Annotated in this window: 17 protein-coding genes and 2 riboswitches; of the genes, 11 read left to right on the top strand and 6 right to left on the bottom strand. The window is 69.8% G+C overall.

All coding sequences use genetic code 11. From position 1 onward, the window contains the following. The first annotated feature begins 34 nt into the window (after window positions 1-34). Window positions 35-1,198, top strand: a complete 1,164-nt coding sequence (locus VK92_RS18040) for a M20 aminoacylase family protein (protein WP_027787433.1) — start codon at window positions 35-37, stop codon at window positions 1,196-1,198. 246 nt (window positions 1,199-1,444) lie between these two features. After that, entirely contained in the window at window positions 1,445-1,984 is a 540-nt protein-coding gene (bamE, locus tag VK92_RS18045; protein ID WP_048020589.1) for an outer membrane protein assembly factor BamE domain-containing protein, read from the top strand. A 27-nt stretch (window positions 1,985-2,011) separates the two neighbouring features. Here the strand turns inward: bamE and VK92_RS18050 are convergent, their stop codons facing one another. From VK92_RS18050 to cobA, 4 genes are read right to left on the bottom strand one after another with little or no spacing between them, the layout of a single operon-like run. After that, window positions 2,012-3,316: a cobyrinate a,c-diamide synthase gene (locus VK92_RS18050; protein WP_048020588.1), complete on the bottom strand. Its 1,305-nt coding sequence runs from the start codon at window positions 3,314-3,316 to the stop codon at window positions 2,012-2,014. A 2-nt stretch (window positions 3,317-3,318) separates the two neighbouring features. Beyond that, window positions 3,319-3,921, bottom strand: coding sequence for a cob(I)yrinic acid a,c-diamide adenosyltransferase (gene cobO, locus VK92_RS18055; protein WP_021160089.1), 603 nt, complete (start codon window positions 3,919-3,921; stop codon window positions 3,319-3,321). A gap of 37 nt (window positions 3,922-3,958) precedes the next feature. Next, window positions 3,959-4,336 carry a cobalamin biosynthesis protein gene (locus VK92_RS18060; RefSeq protein WP_048020586.1) on the bottom strand — a complete coding sequence of 126 codons (378 nt, stop codon included), beginning with the start codon at window positions 4,334-4,336 and terminating at the stop codon, window positions 3,959-3,961. Further along, on the bottom strand, window positions 4,333-5,142 hold the full coding sequence (gene cobA, locus VK92_RS18065; RefSeq protein ID WP_185735601.1) for a uroporphyrinogen-III C-methyltransferase: 810 nt from the start codon (window positions 5,140-5,142) through the stop codon (window positions 4,333-4,335). The genes VK92_RS18060 and cobA overlap by 4 nt, the downstream gene beginning before the upstream one ends. Window positions 5,143-5,252: 110 nt before the next feature. After that, a riboswitch (cobalamin riboswitch) is annotated at window positions 5,253-5,490 on the bottom strand. Window positions 5,491-5,762: 272 nt separating this feature from the next. Further along, a riboswitch (cobalamin riboswitch) is annotated at window positions 5,763-6,027 on the top strand. Window positions 6,028-6,215: 188 nt separating this feature from the next. On the opposite strand from cobA, the gene VK92_RS18070 reads away from it, so the two are divergent. The 8 genes from VK92_RS18070 (at window position 6,216) to VK92_RS18105 (ending at window position 15,566) form a co-directional block, all read left to right on the top strand. Further along, window positions 6,216-7,274 (top strand): HoxN/HupN/NixA family nickel/cobalt transporter, encoded by a 1,059-nt coding sequence (locus VK92_RS18070; protein WP_042975467.1) that lies wholly within the window; start codon window positions 6,216-6,218, stop codon window positions 7,272-7,274. Window positions 7,275-7,300: 26 nt separating this feature from the next. Further along, window positions 7,301-8,389: a cobalamin biosynthesis protein CobW gene (gene cobW, locus VK92_RS18075; protein ID WP_048020581.1), complete on the top strand. Its 1,089-nt coding sequence runs from the start codon at window positions 7,301-7,303 to the stop codon at window positions 8,387-8,389. Window positions 8,390-8,395: 6 nt separating this feature from the next. Then, window positions 8,396-12,208, top strand: a complete 3,813-nt coding sequence (gene cobN, locus VK92_RS18080) for a cobaltochelatase subunit CobN (protein WP_048020579.1) — start codon at window positions 8,396-8,398, stop codon at window positions 12,206-12,208. Further along, complete coding sequence (locus tag VK92_RS18085) at window positions 12,205-13,281, top strand: ATP-binding protein (protein ID WP_048020577.1); 1,077 nt, start codon at window positions 12,205-12,207, stop codon at window positions 13,279-13,281. The genes cobN and VK92_RS18085 overlap by 4 nt, the downstream gene beginning before the upstream one ends. Window positions 13,282-13,349: 68 nt before the next feature. Beyond that, window positions 13,350-13,958, top strand: coding sequence for a vWA domain-containing protein (locus VK92_RS18090; RefSeq protein ID WP_048020575.1), 609 nt, complete (start codon window positions 13,350-13,352; stop codon window positions 13,956-13,958). Between the two features lie 60 nt (window positions 13,959-14,018). Beyond that, the gene (locus tag VK92_RS18095) at window positions 14,019-14,471 is read left to right on the top strand and encodes a YaiI/YqxD family protein (RefSeq protein WP_021160082.1); all 453 of its coding nucleotides are present in this window, start codon (window positions 14,019-14,021) and stop codon (window positions 14,469-14,471) included. A gap of 182 nt (window positions 14,472-14,653) precedes the next feature. Beyond that, a complete protein-coding gene (locus VK92_RS18100) occupies window positions 14,654-15,226 on the top strand; it encodes a DUF1993 domain-containing protein (protein WP_122982944.1) in 573 nt (190 codons plus the stop codon). 13 nt (window positions 15,227-15,239) lie between these two features. Next, entirely contained in the window at window positions 15,240-15,566 is a 327-nt protein-coding gene (locus VK92_RS18105) for a low molecular weight protein tyrosine phosphatase family protein (protein WP_048020572.1), read from the top strand. Between the two features lie 21 nt (window positions 15,567-15,587). On the opposite strand, the gene VK92_RS18110 is transcribed toward VK92_RS18105, so the two are convergent. Next, window positions 15,588-16,010 (bottom strand): NUDIX hydrolase, encoded by a 423-nt coding sequence (locus tag VK92_RS18110; RefSeq protein WP_048020570.1) that lies wholly within the window; start codon window positions 16,008-16,010, stop codon window positions 15,588-15,590. 150 nt (window positions 16,011-16,160) lie between these two features. Continuing rightward, entirely contained in the window at window positions 16,161-16,400 is a 240-nt protein-coding gene (locus VK92_RS18115; protein WP_048020568.1) for a hypothetical protein, read from the bottom strand. Window positions 16,401-16,675: 275 nt separating this feature from the next. Between VK92_RS18115 and VK92_RS18120 the strand changes: the two genes are divergently transcribed. Continuing rightward, complete coding sequence (locus tag VK92_RS18120; protein WP_048020567.1) at window positions 16,676-17,884, top strand: CaiB/BaiF CoA transferase family protein; 1,209 nt, start codon at window positions 16,676-16,678, stop codon at window positions 17,882-17,884. Window positions 17,885-17,902: the final 18 nt, after the last annotated feature.

Raw genomic sequence — 17,902 nt, forward strand, 5'->3', positions numbered from 1 at the left:
CTGCACATTCCCCGCAGAAACAGGAGACGACACCGTGACGCACAGCGTGATTCCCGCAGGCCTCGCCGACGAAATGATCGAGATCCGGCACCGCATCCATGCCCACCCCGAGCTCGGCTTCGAGGAATTCGCGACGAGCGACCTCGTCGCCGAGCAACTGCAGTCGTGGGGCTACACGGTGCATCGCGGGCTGGGCGGCACGGGCGTCGTCGCGCAGCTGAAGGTCGGCAACGGCACGCAGCGCCTCGGCCTGCGCGCCGACATGGATGCGTTGCCGATCCACGAGGCCACGGGCCTGCCGTACGAGAGCAAGATCGCCGGCAAGATGCACGCCTGCGGTCACGACGGCCACACGGCGATGCTGCTCGCCGCCGCGAAGCATCTTGCGCGCGAGCGCCGCTTCTCGGGCACGCTGAACCTGATTTTCCAGCCGGCGGAAGAAGGGCTCGGCGGCGCGAAGAAGATGCTCGACGAAGGGCTGTTCGAGCTGTTCCCGTGCGACGCGATCTTCGCGATGCACAACATGCCGGGCTTCCCCACGGGCAAATTCGGCTTCCTGCCGGGGCCGTTCATGGCGTCGTCCGATACCGTCGTCATCGACGTGCAGGGCCGCGGCGGCCACGGCGCGGTGCCGCACAAGGCGGTCGATTCGGTGGTCGTGTGCGCGCAGATCGTCATTGCGCTGCAGACGATCGTGTCGCGCAACGTGTCGCCACTCGACATGGCGATCGTCACGGTCGGCGCGATCCACGCGGGCGAGGCGCCGAACGTGATTCCCGATCGCGCGCAGATGCGCCTGTCGGTGCGCGCGCTGAAGCCGGAGGTGCGCGACCTGCTCGAGACGCGTATCAAGGAAGTCGTGCATGCGCAGGCCGCCGTGTTCGGCGCGACCGCGACGATCGACTACCAGCGCCGCTACCCGGTGCTCGTCAACGACACGGACATGACCGCGTTCGCGCGCGGCGTCGCGCGCGAGTGGGTGGGCGAAGCGAACCTGATCGACGGGATGGTGCCGCTCACCGGCAGCGAGGATTTCGCGTTCCTGCTCGAGAAGCGGCCGGGCTGCTACCTGATCATCGGCAACGGCGACGGAGAGGGCGGCTGCATGGTGCACAACCCCGGCTACGACTTCAACGACGCGGCACTGCCCACCGGCGCGTCGTACTGGGTCAAGCTGGCCGAGGCGTTCCTGGTGTGATGCGGCGGCGCGGCGGCGTGCGAGCTGCCGCGCCTGCAAGGCCGGAGCTCGACACAACAGGCTCATTCGCATTGGAAACGCGCCAAAGGCGCTACGCACGAGCCAGCGCAGATCCCCGCCCAGGCTCATGTTCCACTGGAAAGCGCGCCGTGACCGCATTTGACGCTCCTTGACATCGACGGAACAGGTCGCGTGCTACGCTGCGCGCGACGCCGGACCGGCACGATGAATACAGGTGTGGATGAAATGCGAAAACAGCTTCTGACCGTGCTGACCGCCGGTGCGGTCGCCATTCTGGCAGCCGGGTGCGACGACCAGAAAGTGGCTGACGCGGTGAATGCGATCAAGCCCGACCCGATGGCGTTCGGCAATCTGCAACCGGGCGTGTCGACGACCGAGGACGTGCTCCGCCAGGCGGGCAAGCCGGAAATGGTCAGGCAGGGCGACGACGGCTCGCAGCGGTTCGAATATCCGCGTGGCCCGTACGGCACGAGCACCTACATGCTCGATTTCGGGCCCGACGGCCGGCTCGTGTCGATCACGCAGGCGCTGACGGCGGCGAACATCGCGAAGGTCGTGCCCGGGATGTCGAAGGACGACGTGCGCCAACTGCTCGGCAAGCCGACCGAGATCGCGCAATACGCGCTGAGCCACGAAGAGGTGTGGAGCTGGCACTGGGCCGAGGGCGGTGTATCGGGCGACGCGATGTTCAACGCGCATTTCTCGCCCGACGGCACCGTGATCCGCACTTCGCGCTCGGAAGCGCCGGGCCGCGAAAAACCCTGACATCGCGGCGCCTCGCCGTTTTTTCGGTCAGAACGCCGTGCCGCCGAACAGCGCCACGACTGCCTCCGGATTCGACGGCCAGTACAGGTGCATGTACGTCGCGACGATCGCGCCGTGGCGATAGACGGCTTCGCCGCTTCCCGGCTTGCCGTCGGGGCGCGCCGCGTTCGCGACCGGTTCCAGCGGCGTCGCGAGCGTCGAATAATGAAACGTATGGCCGCGCATCGGCCCGGTACGCGTATCGAGCTGCTGCATGCCGAGCGCCGCGAACCGGCGCTGCATCGTCGCCCGCCCCGGCAACAGCCCGAGCATCGACGTCGTGACACCGTCGACGTCGGTCAGCGATTCACACAGATACACCATCCCCCCGCATTCCGCGACGATCGGCCGGCGAGCCGCCGCATGCGCGCGAATGGTCCGTGCGGTGGCGTCATTCGCCGCAAGCGTCGCCGCATGCAGTTCCGGATAGCCGCCCGGCAGGAACAGCGCGTCGCAATCGTCCGGCACGGGTTCGTCGGCGAGCGGCGAGAAGAAGCGCAACTGCGCTCCAAGTGCGTCGAGCAGCGCGAGATTCGCCGGATAGATGAACGAAAACGCCGCGTCGCGCGCGATCGCGATCCGCTTGCCGGCGAGCGCACGCGGCAGCGGCGCCGTGGCGTCCGGTTCGGCGAACGCGACGGCGGGCGGCAATTCGGCGAGCGCCGTCTGCGCGAGCACGTCGGCCGCGCGATCGAGCCGTGCGTCGAGATCGTCGATGTCGGACGGCTGGTGCAGGCCGAGATGCCGCTCCGGCAGCGCGATGCCCGCGTCAGCCGGCACGTGCCCGAGCCAGCGCAGGTCGTCGGGCAGCGCCTGTTGCAGCAGTTCCGCGTGCCGGGCCGAGCCGACGCGGTTCGCCAGCACGCCGTGAAACGGCAGCCCCGGCCGGAACCGGGCGAGTCCGAACGCGATCGCCGCGAACGTCTGCGCCATCGCCTTCGCGGAAATCACCGCGACGACCGGCACGCCGAACGCAGCCGCAAGATCGGCACTGCTCGGCGTGCCGTCGAACAGCCCCATCACGCCTTCGATCAGGATCAGGTCGGCATCGCGTGCGGCATCGGCAAGCAACGCGCGGCAGCCGGCCTCGCCGACCATCCCGAGATCGAGCGCATGCACGGGGGCGCCGCTCGCGCGTTCGAGCAGCATCGGATCGAGAAAGTCGGGCCCGGTCTTGAACACGCGCACACGGCGGCCGAGCCGGCGGTGCAGCCGCGCGAGGCCGGCCGTCACCGACGTCTTGCCCTGGCCCGACGCGGGCGCACTGACGAACAGCGCGGGGCAGGCGGGCATGCTCAGAACTCCACGCCGCGCTGCGCCTTCACGCCTTGCTCCTTGTACGGATGCTTGACGAGCCGCATCTCGGTGACGAGGTCGGCCGCGTCGATCAGCGCATCGGGCGCATGCCGCCCGGTCACGACGACGTGGACCGAATCGGGACGCGCGGCGAGCGTCGCGAGCACTTCGTCGAGCGGCAGGTATTCGTACTTCAGCACCGTGTTCAACTCGTCGAGGATCACCATCCGGTAATCGCCGCTTTCGATCATCCGGCGCGCCTCGTCCCAGCCCTTGCGCGCGGTCGCGATGTCGGCGTCGCGGTTCTGCGTGTTCCACGTGTAGCCGTCGCCCATCGTCACGAAATCGCATTCGGCAACCGCGCCGAGGAAGTCGCGCTCGGACGTGTGCAGCGCGCCCTTGATGAACTGCACGACACCGAGCCGCATGCCGTGGCCGAGCACGCGCACGGCCATGCCGAACGCGGCCGTGCTCTTGCCCTTGCCGTTGCCGGTGTTGACGATCAGCAGGCCCTTTTCGTTGACGGCGGCGGCCTGCTTCTTCTCGTGGCCCGCGCGGCGGCGTTCGGTCATCCGTTGATGGGATTCGGCGTCGGTTTTCATCGGATTCGTCCTGTCGAAAGAAAGCGAAACAAAGGGTTCAGAGCGGGCCGGCGAGTGCGACCGTCACACCGTCCCGGATGGATTTGGGGCCCAGCAGCCGGCCGTGCGGCGCCGCGAGCTGCGCGCACGGCTCGGCCACGCCCGCGACGCCGAAGCGGGCGAGCGCGGCATCCGACGGGCCGCTCACGGCCAGTTCGGGGCGGCTCGCGAGCTGTGCCGCGTCGAACGCGACGAGCGGCCAGCCGCGTCTCGCGCACAGCGTGCGCAGCGCGCGTGCGCGCGCCTTGTCGGCGAGCGTGGCGACGAGCGCCGGTTCGGCAGCCGGGTACCGCATCAGCGCGACGCGGATCGCGGCATCGAGTTGCGCGGCCGTCACGTCCGCGCGGAAACCGACCCCGATCGCGACGCGCATCATGCGCGGCTGCCGAGTGCGGCGCGCACCGCGGGATCGTGGGCGAACGCCGCGACGCGGCCGATCACGACGATGGCCGGCGAGCCGATGCCGGTCGCGCCGACCTGTTCGACGAGCGTGTCGAGCGTCGCGAGCACGTGCCGCTGTTCGGGGCGCGTCGCATTCTCGATCGCCGCGCACGGCGTGTCGCCGGGCAGGCCGCCTTCGCGCAGCGCGGCTGCAATCGTGTCGAGCCGGCGGATGCCCATGTAGACGACGATCGTCATGCGCGTGGCCGCGAGCGCGCGCCAGTCGGGTTCGTCGGCGCCCGCGCCGTGGCCCGTGACGAAGATCACGCCCTGCGCGTCGCCGCGCTGCGTGACCGGAATGCCGAGCGCGGCCGGCGCGGCGATGCCCGCCGTGACGCCGCTCACGACCTCGACTCGAAATCCCGCGGCGCCAAGCGCGGCCAGTTCCTCGCCGCCGCGGCCGAACACGAACGGGTCGCCGCCCTTGAGCCGCGCGACGCTGCGGCCCGCGCGCAGGTGCGCGAGCATCGCCGCGACGATCGCCTCCTGCGGCGTCGAGGCATGGCCGCCGCGCTTGCCGACGTGCTCGATGTGCGCGTCGGCGCGCGCATGGCGCAGCACGTCGGGGTTCACGAGATCGTCGACGAGCAGCACGTCGGCCGAGCCGATCGCGTGGACGGCCTTGAGCGTCAGCAGGTCGGCGTCGCCGGGGCCGGCGCCGATGAGCCAGGCGCGGCTCATCGGGCGCGGCACGGCGCGCACCGTGTCGAAACAGTGGAAAGGGGAAGGCGGGCGGCACATCGGCGGCCGGCAGACAGGCAACGCATAACGGATCGGGCGAAGCCCGCGCGAACGCGGGCGGAATGCGCACCCGGTCCGTCCCCCGCGGATCGGGCGTTCGGCGAGCATCGGGCTCGCCCCTTGCGTCGGCCGGTATCCGGGCTGGCCGCTTGCCAGGCCGCAGCCTTCCCGCCCGGTGGAAGGGCAGTGGCATCGTGGGCGGCATGGGCGCGTGCGCGGGGAAGCGCGTCGCGCGGGCGGCGTACCGTTGCGGGGACAGCACAGGCAGGGCGGCAATCCACCTCCTGTTTCCCGTTTAACTGCATGCACGGAATGCGCATGCGAGCACCGAACGCGGCGCATACGATAGCACAGCGCACCGGCGCAAACGCATGCGGGGTGGGCGCTTACCACCTGCTGCGGCGCGGGCCTTGCTATTACGGACAACGTGAACAACCGTCAATTCTGAAAAACCGCTTCGGATGGCGAGTCGTACTACTTCGCGTTCGATCCCGCACGGGGTTGTCGGGTGCGCCAGGCAGTCGAACGATTTCCCCGGCATACCCGCGCCGGATCGCTGCCCGCCGGTTCATCCGGCCGGCCTGGCCACTCGCCGCCTTGACGCTCCCGCCCCCGGCGCCTACACTCGCACGCGTTTTGGTGCTCGCGCGCGCCGCTCCGGCGCGCGCAGTTAAACGGGAAACAGGGAGCCTGCCTGCGTCGCAGTCGAGCCAACCTGTGCTGCCCCCGCAACGGTAAGCGAACGCATCGTGCCCGCCGCGATGCAGCGCCGCTTCGCCGCATGCCGCGCGCATGCGGACGACCGCCACTGGATGCCTTGCGCATCCGGGAAGGCGAAGCGGCGTGTTCGTCAGCCCGGATACCGGCCTAAACGTTGGGGTTCAGCGCCGCGGGGAGGCGGCGCATCGTCCACGGCCGCAGCGTGCCCGACACCCGAGCGTTTCCCGATTCCCGACGTCCGGCCGCCTGCGCGAGCGCGCATGTTCCGGTGCGACGAAGGGCCGGATCGCGCGGGGCCGCGTCGCGACGGCCGTGTTGGCATTCTTCATGTCGACCGTTCGCAAGGGAGCGTCATGCTCGATTCGCTGTTTCGCCTGTTCAACGACAGTCCGTCCGGGTTGCGCGGCAAGATCGTCGCGATCTATGCGCTGCTGATCGCCTTCAACGCAGGCGCGTGGATCTGGGCATTCGCCGCCTTCCACGGCCAGCCCGTGCTGCTCGGCACCGCGCTGCTCGCGTACGTGTTCGGGCTGCGTCATGCGGTCGACGCCGACCACATCGCGGCGATCGACAACGTCACGCGCAAGCTGATGCAGGAGGGCCGCAGCCCGCTCGGCGCGGGCCTGTTCTTCTCGCTCGGCCATTCGACGGTCGTGATCGTGATGTCGGTCGTGGTGACGCTCACGGCCGCGTCGCTCGCGCGCTTCGAGAGCATGAAAGCGTGGGGCGGCGTGATCAGCACGAGCGTGTCGGCATTCTTCCTGCTGGTGCTCGCGATCGCGAACCTGCTGATCCTGATTTCCGTCTACCGGACGTTTCGCGCCGCGCGGCGCGGCGAGCCGATCGTCGACGCCGATCTCGACATGCTGCTGAACCAGCGCGGCGTGCTCGCGCGCCTGTTCCGTCCGCTGTTCCGGCTCGTGTCGCGCAGCTGGCACCTGTATCCGGTCGGGTTCCTGTTCGGCTTCGGCTTCGACACGGCGACCGAGATCGCGCTGTTCGGCATCTCGGCGGCGCAGGTGCAGGGCGGCCTGTCGTTCTGGTCCGTGATGGCGCTGCCCATGCTGTTCACCGCCGGCATGACGCTCGTCGACACGACCGACGGCATCCTGATGATGGGTGCGTATCGCTGGGCGTACGTGCGGCCGATCCGCAAGATCTACTACAACATGACGATCACCTTCGTGTCGGTGCTGGTCGCCGCGCTGATCGGCGGCATCGAGGTGCTGGCGCTGCTCGCGGACAAGCTGTCGCTGCAGGGCCCGGTGTGGGACTTCGCGTCGATGGTGGCGTCGCACTTCGGCATGCTCGGTTATGTCGTGATCGGCCTGTTCCTCGCCTGCTGGCTCGTGTCGGCCCTGATCTACCGGCTGAAGCGCTACGACGAGATCGACGTGACGATCTCGGCGTGACCCTCCCTTACCAACCTGGATATTCCATGACCCTACGCAAGCTTCCCGTCACGATCGTCACGGGCTTTCTCGGCAGCGGCAAGACGACGCTGATGCGCCACATCCTGCAACACGCCGAAGGCCGCCGCATCGCGGTGATCGTCAACGAATTCGGCGAACTCGGCATCGACGGCGAAATCCTCAAGGGTTGCGGCATCGGCTGCGAGGATGCCGACGATGCGCAGGGCGAAGCATCGGGCCAGCTCTACGAACTCGCGAACGGCTGCCTGTGCTGCACCGTGCAGGAAGAGTTCTATCCGGTGATGGAAGCGCTCGTCGAGCGCCGCGCGGACATCGACCACGTGCTGATCGAGACGTCCGGGCTCGCACTGCCGAAGCCGCTCGTGCAGGCGTTCAACTGGCCGACGATCCGCAACAGCTTCACGGTCGACGCGGTCGTGACCGTCGTCGACGGGCCGGCCGCCGCGAGCGGCCAGTTCGCGGAAAACCCGCAGGCCGTCGACGCGCAGCGCCGCGCCGACCCGAACCTCGACCACGAATCGCCGCTGCACGAGCTGTTCGCCGATCAACTGTCGTCCGCCGATCTCGTGATCGTGAACAAGGCCGATCTCGTCGGCGACGCGGAATTCGCGCAGATCGAAACCGCGATCCGCGACGAGATCCCGCCGCAGGTGAAGATCGTGCGCGCGACGCGCGGCGAGCTCGATCTCGCGATGCTGCTCGGCCTCGAATCGGCGTCGGAAGAAACGATCCACCTGCGCCACGACCATCACGGCTCGGCCGACGACGGCGATCACGATCACCATCACGACGATTTCGACTCGGTGGTCGTGTCGGGCGACGCCGGCACGCGCGAGGCGACGATCGCCGCGCTGCAGCGCGTCGTCGAAGCGCATACGATCTACCGCGCGAAAGGCTTCGCCGCGCTGCCCGGCGCGCCGATGCGGCTCGTGATCCAGGGTGTCGGCCGCCGCTTCGACAGCTATTTCGACCGTCGCTGGCAGGACGGCGAAACGCGCGCGAGCCGCTTCGTGCTGATCGGCGAGGATCTCGACGCGGCCGCGCTGCAACGCGCGTTCGACGCCGCGTGCGCGGCCGAACCGCAACAGGCGTAACGCACGATGCATCTGCTGCGCACCACGCCGGGCGGTTTCGTCGACGATACGCAGGGTGTCGTCCGGATCGACCAGCAACCGGCCGACATCGTGATCCTGAGCTCGGCCGACACGACGCTGTCGCTGCTTGCCAGCGTCGTACCGCACCTGCCGGCCGGCTTCCCGAGTGTGCGGCTCGCGAACGTCACGTTCCTGCGGCAGCCGGCGTCGGTCGATTTCTACGTCGACGACGTGTTGCAGCACGCGAAGGCGGTCGTGATCGACCATCTCGGCGGCGAGGCGTACTGGCCGTACGGGATCGAGCAGGCCGTGTCGCTCGCGTCGAAGCGCGCGCAGCAGCTCGCGATGTTCTCGGGCGACCTGCAGGAAGACCCGAACCTCGTCGCGAAGAGCACGGTCGCGCCCGGCCTGTGCCGGCTGTGGTGGCGCTACCTGCGCGAAGGCGGCGTGCACAACGCCGAGGCGCTGCTGCGCAGCATCGCATTCCATACGCTCGGGTTCGGCGACGAACCCGAACCGCCGCGCCCGTTGCCGGCCGCCGCGCTGTATCACCCTGCGCGCGACCGCGCGAGCGTCGACGACTGGCGTCCGCGCTGGACGCCGGGCGCACCGGTCGTCGCGATCCTGTTCTATCGCGCGCACTGGCAGGCCGCGAACACGGCCGTGTTCGATGCGCTGGCCGATGCGCTCGTTCAGGAGGGGCTGAATCCGCTGCCGATCGCGGTCACGTCGCTGAAGGATGCGGTGAGCCGCGAAGTCATCACGCAGCTCTGCGACACGCACGACGTCGCACTCGTGCTGAACACGACCGCGTTCGCGGCCGGCGCGATCGACAGCCCGGAACACGACGTGCTCGCCGGCGACGCGCCGGTATTGCAGGTGATCCTGTCCGGCGGCAATCGCGACGCATGGGTGGCCGACAACCAGGGCCTGCATGCGCGCGACATCGCGATGCACATCGCGCTGCCCGAGGTCGACGGCCGGATCGTCACGCGCGCGGTGAGCTTCAAGGGGCTCGCGTACCGCTGCCCGCATACCGAGGTCGACGTCGTGCGCTACCAGCCGGACGCCGAGCGGATCGCGTTCGTCGCGGCGCTCGCGCGCGGCTGGTGCCGGCTGCGCACGCTCGACAACGCGAGCAAGCGCGTCGCGCTGATTCTCGCGAACTATCCGCAAAGCGAAGGGCGGATCGGCAACGGTGTCGGGCTCGATACGCCAGCGTCCGCGCTGCGCGTGCTCGCGGCGCTGCGCGACGCGGGCTACGCGGTGGCCGACCTGCCGCCCGACGGCGACGCGCTGATCGCGCGGCTCACCGAAGGCGTGACCAACGACGCGGCCGTGCATGCGCTGCGCCCCGCCTTCCAGAGCTTCCCGCTGGCCGACTACGTCGCGCATTTCGCGCGGCTGCCGGCCGCCGTGCGCGATGCGCTGAACGAACGCTGGGGCCCGCCCGAAGCCGATCCGACGCTGCGGCAAGGGCGCTTCACGATCGCCGGCTGGCGCGCGGGCAACGTGTTCGTCGGCATCCAGCCGTCGCGCTCGCGCGGCGAGAACGACTACGCGAGCTACCACGACGCGGATCTCGTGCCGCCGCATGCGTATCTCGCGTTCTATTTCTGGCTGCGCGATGCGTATCGCATCGACGCGGTCATCCACCTTGGCAAGCACGGCAACCTCGAATGGCTGCCGGGCAAGAGCGTCGCGCTGTCCGACGCGTGCTGGCCCGACCTGACCCTCGGGCCGCTGCCGCATCTTTATCCGTTCATCGTCAACGATCCGGGCGAGGGCAGCCAGGCGAAGCGCCGCGCGCAGGCCGTGATCGTCGATCACCTGATGCCGCCGCTCACGCGCGCGGAAAACTACGGCCCGCTGCAGGATCTCGAGCGGCAGGTCGACGAATACTACGAAGCGTTGATGGTCGATGCGCGGCGCGCGAAGCTGCTGCGCAAGACGATCCTCGCGACGATCGCCGAACACCGGCTGCACGACGAGCTGAGCGTGTCGCCGCCGCGCGACGCGGGCGACGAGGATGCGCTGCTGACGCGCGTCGACGCGTGGCTGTGCGAACTGAAGGAAGCGCAGATTCGCGACGGGCTGCACGTGTTCGGCGTGTCGCCGGCCGGGCGCCAGCGGCGCGACACGCTGCTGGCGCTCGCGCGCTTTCCGGTCGGCGACGGCAAGGGCGCACGCGCAGGACTGATCGGCGCGCTCGCGCGCGATCTTGCGCTCGGCGATGATTTCGACCCGCTCGCGGCCGACTGGGCCGCGCCGTGGGTCGGCCCGCGACCGGCGATCCTGCACGCGCTCGACGCATCGCCGTGGCGCCATGCCGGCGATACGCGCGAGCGGCTCGAACGGCTCGCGCAGCAATGGCTGGACAGGCTGTGTGCAGCCGACGGCAGCCATACGGGCGCGGAAGACGCGCCGCCCCCCGGCGACTGGCCGCACACGCTCGCCGTGATCGAGCGCGTCCGCGCGACGCTGCTGCCGGCGCTCGACGCGTGCGGCGGCGAGGAAATGCGTCAGTTGCTGCGCGGGCTCGACGGCCGCTTCGTGCCGCCGGGGCCGAGCGGCTCGCCGTCGCGCGGCCGCCCCGACGTGCTGCCGACCGGCCGCAATTTCTACTCGGTCGACACGCGCGCGGTGCCGACGCAGGCCGCGTGGACGCTCGGCCTGAAATCCGCGCAGCAGCTGATCGAGCGCCATCTGCAGGATCACGGCGACTATCCGCGCGCGATCGGGCTGTCGGTGTGGGGCACGGCGACGATGCGCACGGGCGGCGACGACATCGCGCAGGCGTTCGCGCTGCTTGGCGTGCGGCCGAAATGGGCGCACGGCAGCCACCGCGTGACCGATTTCGAGATCCTGCCGATCGAGATCTTCGACCGGCCGCGCATCGACGTGACGCTGCGCGTCTCGGGTTTCTTCCGCGACGCGTTCCCGAACCTGATGCATCTGTTCGACGCAGCGGTGCAGGCGGTGGCTGCGCTCGACGAGCCGGAGGAACTGAACCCGATCCGCGCGCGCATCGAGCGCGAACGCGCGAAGTGGGTCGCACAGGGCGTGGCGCCGGACGAAGCGCGCCGCCGCGCCGGCTGGCGCGTGTTCGGCGCGCGGCCGGGCAGCTACGGCGCGGGCCTGCAGGACCTGATCGACCAGCGCCGCTGGCAGACCGACGCCGATCTCGCAGAGGCGTACCGCCAGTGGGGCGGCCATGCGTATGCGCAGAACAGCGCGGGCGACGCCGCGGCCGACGTGTTCGGCGAGCGGCTCGCGACGATCGACGTGGTCGTGCAGAACCAGGACAGCCGCGAGCACGACATCCTCGATTCGAACGACTATTACCAGTTCCAGGGCGGGATGACCGCGGCGGTGCGGCACCTGTCCGGGCAGCAGCCGAGCATCTACCACGGCGACCACGCGAACCCGGTCGCGCCGAAGATGCGCACGCTGCGCGAGGAAATCGCGCGCGTGATCCGTTCGCGCGTCGTCAACCCGAAATGGCTCGACGGCGTGAAGCGCCATGGTTACAAGGGTGCGGCCGAGCTGGCGGCGACCGTCGACTACCTGTACGGCTATGACGCGACCGCGCGCGTGCTGTCCGACCACCAGTACGCGCTCGTCGCCGACGCATACCTGTTCGACGACGCCACCCGCGCCTTCCTCGAACGGCACAACCCGAAGGCGCTGCACGGTATCTGCGAACGCTTCGTCGAGGCGATGCAGCGCGGCCTGTGGCAGCAACCGGGCGACTATCGCGAGCGGATCGAAACGGTCTGGCTCGACAGCGAACAACTCCAGGAAGGGGGACGGCGATGACCGATCCGACGACGCACCGCGCGCGCGTGGTTTTTCCGTTTGCGGCGCTCGTCGCACAGGACGCGCTGCAGCAGGCGCTGCTGCTCGCCGCGATCGACCCGTCGCTCGGCGGCGTGCTCGTGAGCGGCCCGCGCGGCACCGCGAAATCGACCGCCGCGCGCGGCCTCGCCGAGCTGTTGCCCGAAGGGCAGTTCGTCACGCTGCCGCTGTCGGCGAGCGACGAGCAGGTGACGGGGACGCTCGACCTCGCGCATGCACTCGCCGACCACGGCGTGCGCTTCCGGCCGGGCCTGCTCGCGCGGGCGCATCTCGGCGTGCTGTATGTCGACGAGGTGAACCTGCTCGCCGACGGGCTCGTCGATACGCTGCTCGACGTCGCCGCGAGCGGCGTGAACATCGTCGAACGCGATGGCGTGTCGCACGCGCACGACGCGCGCTTCGTGCTCGTCGGCACGATGAATCCCGAGGAGGGCGAGCTGCGTCCGCAACTGCTCGACCGCTTCGGCCTGATGGTCGAACTGGAGAACTGCTTCGACGCCGCGCAGCGCGAGCGGATCGTGAAGGCGCGGCTTGCATTCGATCTCGATCCGGAGGCGTTCCGCGCGCGCCATGCCTCCGCGCAGCGCGCACTCGGCGAACGGATTCGCGCGGCGCGCGCACGGCTGGCGACGCTCGATTTCGGCGATGCGGTGCATGCGCACGTCAGCGCGCTGTGCATCGACGCGGCCGTCGACGGGCTGCGTGCCGACCTCGTGATGTTGCGCGCGGCGCGCGCGCTCGCCGCACTGGAGCATGCCGATGCGGTGACGGTGTCGCATGTGGCGCGCGTGGCCGAAGCCGTGCTGCGGCACCGACGCCATGCCGGTGCGCCGCCGTCGTCCGGCGCGTCGCAGCCGGATCGCGCACGCGACGACCGTTCGCCGCCGGATGCACGCCAGCAGCCGGACGATCGACCGGCCACAAGCGGAAACGGCGCCGCCGTCGCGCAGGGCGACTGGGGCTACCTGCGGCCCGAGCCGGCGGGGCTGCGCGACGTGAAAAGCGTGGTGCCGCTGCCGCTAAAAAAACGCTGAGCCATCGAGCCGGCGCCGCCGCGAACGCCGTTCGCGGTCCTCGATGGCAGCCAGGCGCAGCCGCGCGCGTGCCGGGTACGGCGCGCACCGGCACGGCCGTCGCATGGCCGGCGACGTTCGCCGCGAAGCGCGGCGATCCGTTGCATCGCGGCCATCTGCGCTTCCGCAAGCGGGCTGGCGCACCGGATGCGCTGCATTGCTTCGTGCTCGACTGTTCGGCGTCGATGCTGTCGCACGGGCGGCTCGCACTGGCGAAGGGGCTGATCGTCGCGTATTTCGACGAGGCCGCGCGCGATCGGGTCGAAACCGCGCTGATCTGTTTCGGTGGCGACGGCGCCGCGCGGCGCTTCGGCCCGGCCGTGCCGCGCTGGTGGAATGCGCGCTGGCTCGAACCGGTCGACGGTGGCGGCGGTACGCCGCTTGCCGACGGCATCGCGGCCGCCGCGCAGTTGCTCGCGCGTGCGGCGCGGCGCGACCCGGACAAGCAGCGCTGGCTGTGGGTGCTGTCCGACGGACGCACGCGCGAGATGCCGGCCAAACCCGCGGCGGCCGATCACGTCGTGTTCGTCGACTTCGACGATGCGGCCGTGCGGATCGGGCAGGGCGAGCGGCTGGCCGCCGCGTGGGGCGCGCAGTGGGTGACGGCCGACGCGCTGTGCGCGGGCCGCGCAGGCTGATCGCCGGCCGCGGTGCGCTATGATCGCCGCTTCTGCTTCTGCCCACTGGAAAAAACCGCCATGCAAGTACTGGTCGATGCCGACGCGTGTCCCGCCGTCATCAAGGACATGCTGTTTCGCGCCGCGCGTCGTGCCGAAATCTGCGTGACGCTGGTCGCGAACCAGTTCCTGCGCACGCCGCCGTCGCCGTTCATCAAGGCGGTGCAGGTGCCGGCCGGCTTCGACGTGGCCGATGCGCGGATCGTCGAGCTGGCGGAAGCCGGCGACCTCGTGATCACCGCCGACATCCCGCTGGCCGCCGCCGTCCTCGACAAGGGCGCGCATGCGCTCGACCCGCGCGGCAACTGGTTCAGCCGCGAGAACATCGAGGAACGCCTGTCGACGCGCGCGATGATGGACCAGTTGCGCAGCGCCGGGATCGACACGGGCGGGCCGGCGCCGTTCAGCGCGCGCGACGGCAAGGCGTTTGCATCGCAGCTCGACCGGTTCCTGGCCCGGCACGGCAAGCCTTGAGGCCGGGCAGCAACGGCCGCGCGCCGTGATCGTCTTGCGGTAGGGGAACACGCGCACGCTTGCGTCACCTTGCCGGATCGTTGAATCGGCATCGAATCGCGCTCGTCACCCGGGCCGGGATGCACGTTTGCGCCGACGCTGCTATCGTGGCGCAAACGACAACCCGACCCAGGAGCGCACGCGTGACACCGACCCAACTTCTCGTTCCGACCTTCACCCACATGCTGCGCGCACAGACCGCGTGGCTCGACAAGGCCGCTGCGCACCGGCAGGCCGCGGGCGACGCGCCCGACACGGCGATGACGTTGAAGCTGGCGCCCGACATGTATCCGCTCGCGGCACAGGTGCGCTTCTCGTGCTTCCAGGCCATGGAGCCCATCCACCGGCTGCGTGGCGAACCGTTGCCGGCTGCGCTGCTGGCCTTGCGCGAGGCGGGATGGAATGCGGATGCGCAGCCCGGCTCGCTCGCCGATGCGCAGGCGATCATCGCCGGCACGCTCGCATTTCTCGGCGAACTCGCGCCGGATGCGCTCGACGGCGGCGGCGCGCTGCCGATCGCGCTCGAGATGCCGAACGGGATCGCGTTCGACATGACGGGCGAGCAGTACGCGCGCGACTGGGCACTGCCGCAGTTCAATTTCCACGCGATCACCGCTTACGGGATCCTGCGTCACCATGGCGTCGAACTCGGCAAGGCCGACTACGTGCCGCACATGCTTGCGTACGTCCGGCCGGGCACGATTCCGCAAGGTTGAACCTCGCGGCGACATGACGCGGGCACTCTTCATCTGCAGCCGCAACCGGCTGCGCAGCCCGACGGCCGAAGCGGTATTCGCCGCGTGGCCGGGTGTCGAAACCGATTCGGCGGGCCTCGCGCCCGATGCGGACACACACGTGTGCGCCGAGCAGCTCGACTGGGCCGACGTCGTGTTCGTGATGGAGCGCGCGCACAAGACCAGGCTGGCCGCGCAATTCGGCACGCATCTGCGGCACAAGAAGGTCGTCTGCCTCGACATTCCCGATCGCTACGCGTACATGCAGCCCGAACTCGTCACGCTGCTCGAACACAAGGCCGGCCCGTTCCTGCGCACGTGACGGGCGCGGGTGGGATCGACGTCAGCGCAGCCGGCCGTTCGCGATCGCCGAAAAACAGTCGAGCCGCAGCAACTCGATGATCTTGCGCGTCGGCACGCTCGCCCGGAGCGTGTCGAGCCGGTCGGCGGTGAACCACTTGCAGCGGGCGATCTCGTTGCTCGCCCGCGGCGTCAGGTGCGCCGGCACGTCGGCCACGAACACGTGATGGAGCTTCGTCAGCCCGCCGAACTGCACCGCGTAGTCGAGTGCGAGCCCCTCCAGCCGTGTTTCCTCGGCAAGTTCCCGCAGTGCGGCGTCGAGCGGCGTCTCGCCGCGCCGGATCGTGCCGCCCGGCAGCGACCACCGCGACGCGGTGCGGGCGACCAGCAGCACGCTGCCGTGCTGGCGGCACACGATCGTGGCGCGTTCCTTGATGACGGCGAGGGTGTCCGGCCCGGTACTCATGTTCGGCAAAACAGGTGCTGAATCGTGGAGAAAGTGCGCATCGGCGGCGCGTTGCCCGGCGGCGGGCCGCGACGGCTTGCAGGCAGCCGCAGCGATCCTACCGGTCGTTCATGACAGTTCCATGCACGGCGTCGCGCAACGGACGCCGGGTCACGTGTGCTTGTAGATCCCGCTGCGCGTCGGCTTCACGTGGCGCGGATGGCGGCGCTTGTGAACGGCACGCCGATGGTGAGGCGACGGGCTCGCGTGCCGTGCGGTTGGCGCGGCGGCGTGCGGCGTTCCCCCGGGCATCTGCGTCTGTCCCTCGCCGAAGTGGTACGTCTGGGTCTGCGCATGTCCGACACCCAGCGTCGACGCCAGTACGAAGGCCGCCAGCAGCATCCGTTTCATGAATAGTCCGCCTGAATTTTTCGAGATTGAGGTTTCCCGCCAGCTTAGCGAAAGGCGGGGTGCCATCGCAACCGGCCTGTGTCGGGTGTCGTCTCCACCTGCACGGCGAAGTCTTCCGCACGGTCTCAGGGTGCCGCCGGGGTTGACAACATAATTCTCCAGTGTGAATATAAATTCACACACAAGAATTATTCGTCGAATCCGGACGGTCGCGCCGCAGGCGCCGGACCTGCCGGAACCGGCAGTCCGATCAACCGGAACCAGGAGCGGGACGCATGGCGGAACACGAGCAGCAGGGCGCGCTGGCGGGATTGCGCATCATCGATCTGTCGCGGGTGCTGGGCGGCCCGTACGCCACGCAGATCCTTGCCGACCACGGCGCGGAGGTGATCAAGGTCGAACCGCCGTCCGGCGACGAAACGCGCACGTGGGGGCCGCCGTTCGACGGCGATACCGCGTCGTACTTCCTCGGCGTGAACCGCAACAAGCTCGGCATCGCGCTCGACCTGACGCAACCGGCCGACCGCGAGCGGCTGCTCGGCCTGCTCGAAGGCGCGGACGCCATCGTCGAGAACTTCAAGATCGGCACGATGGAGCGCTGGGGGCTCGGTTTCGACGCGCTGCATGCGCGGTTTCCGCGCCTCGTCCATTGCCGTGTGTCGGGCTTCGGTGCGGACGGCCCGCTCGGCGGGCTGCCCGGCTACGACGCGGCCGTGCAGGCGCTCGCGGGGCTGATGAGCGTCAATGGCGAAGCGGGCGGCGCGCCGCTGCGGGTCGGCGTGCCGATCGTCGATCTCGTCACCGGGCTGAACGCGGCGCTCGGCGTGCTGATGGCGCTGCGCGAGCGCGACGCGAGCGGCCGCGGCCAGTTCGTCGAAGCGACGCTGTTCGACTGCGCGCTGTCGATCCTGCATCCGCACACGCCGAACTTCTTTCATTCGGGCAACGCGCCCGTGCGCACCGGCAACGCGCATCCGAACATCACGCCGTACGACAGTTTTCCGACGGCGAGCGTCGACATCTTTCTCGCGGTCGGCAACAACGGGCAGTTCGCGGCACTGTGCGACGTGCTCGGCACGCGCGACTGGCCCGGCGACCCGCGTTTCGCGGACAACCGCGCGCGCAGCGCGAACCGCGCCGTGCTGCGCACGCTGCTCGAAACGGCGCTGGCCGCGCACGACGGCGCGGCGCTCGCCGAGCAGCTGATGCGCCGCGGCGTGCCGTGCGCGCCGGTGCTCGGGCTCGATGCGGCGCTCGATCATCCGCATGTCGCGCATCGGGCGATGAAAGTCGAGCTGGGCCGGCATCGCGGCATCGCGTCGCCGATCAAGCTCGGCCGCACGCCGGCCACGTACCGGCGGCCGCCGCCCGCGCTGAACGAACACGCGGCGCAGGTATTCGCCGACGCCGGCACGACCGGCTGCACGACCGACCGCGATAACGAACGCGATAGCGACCGCGATAACGCCCCGCACCGGAACTGACCGGCATCGCGGCCGCCG

It is taken from the genome of Burkholderia sp. LK4, assembly GCF_001043615.1.
Lineage (GTDB): Bacteria > Pseudomonadota > Gammaproteobacteria > Burkholderiales > Burkholderiaceae > Burkholderia > Burkholderia cepacia.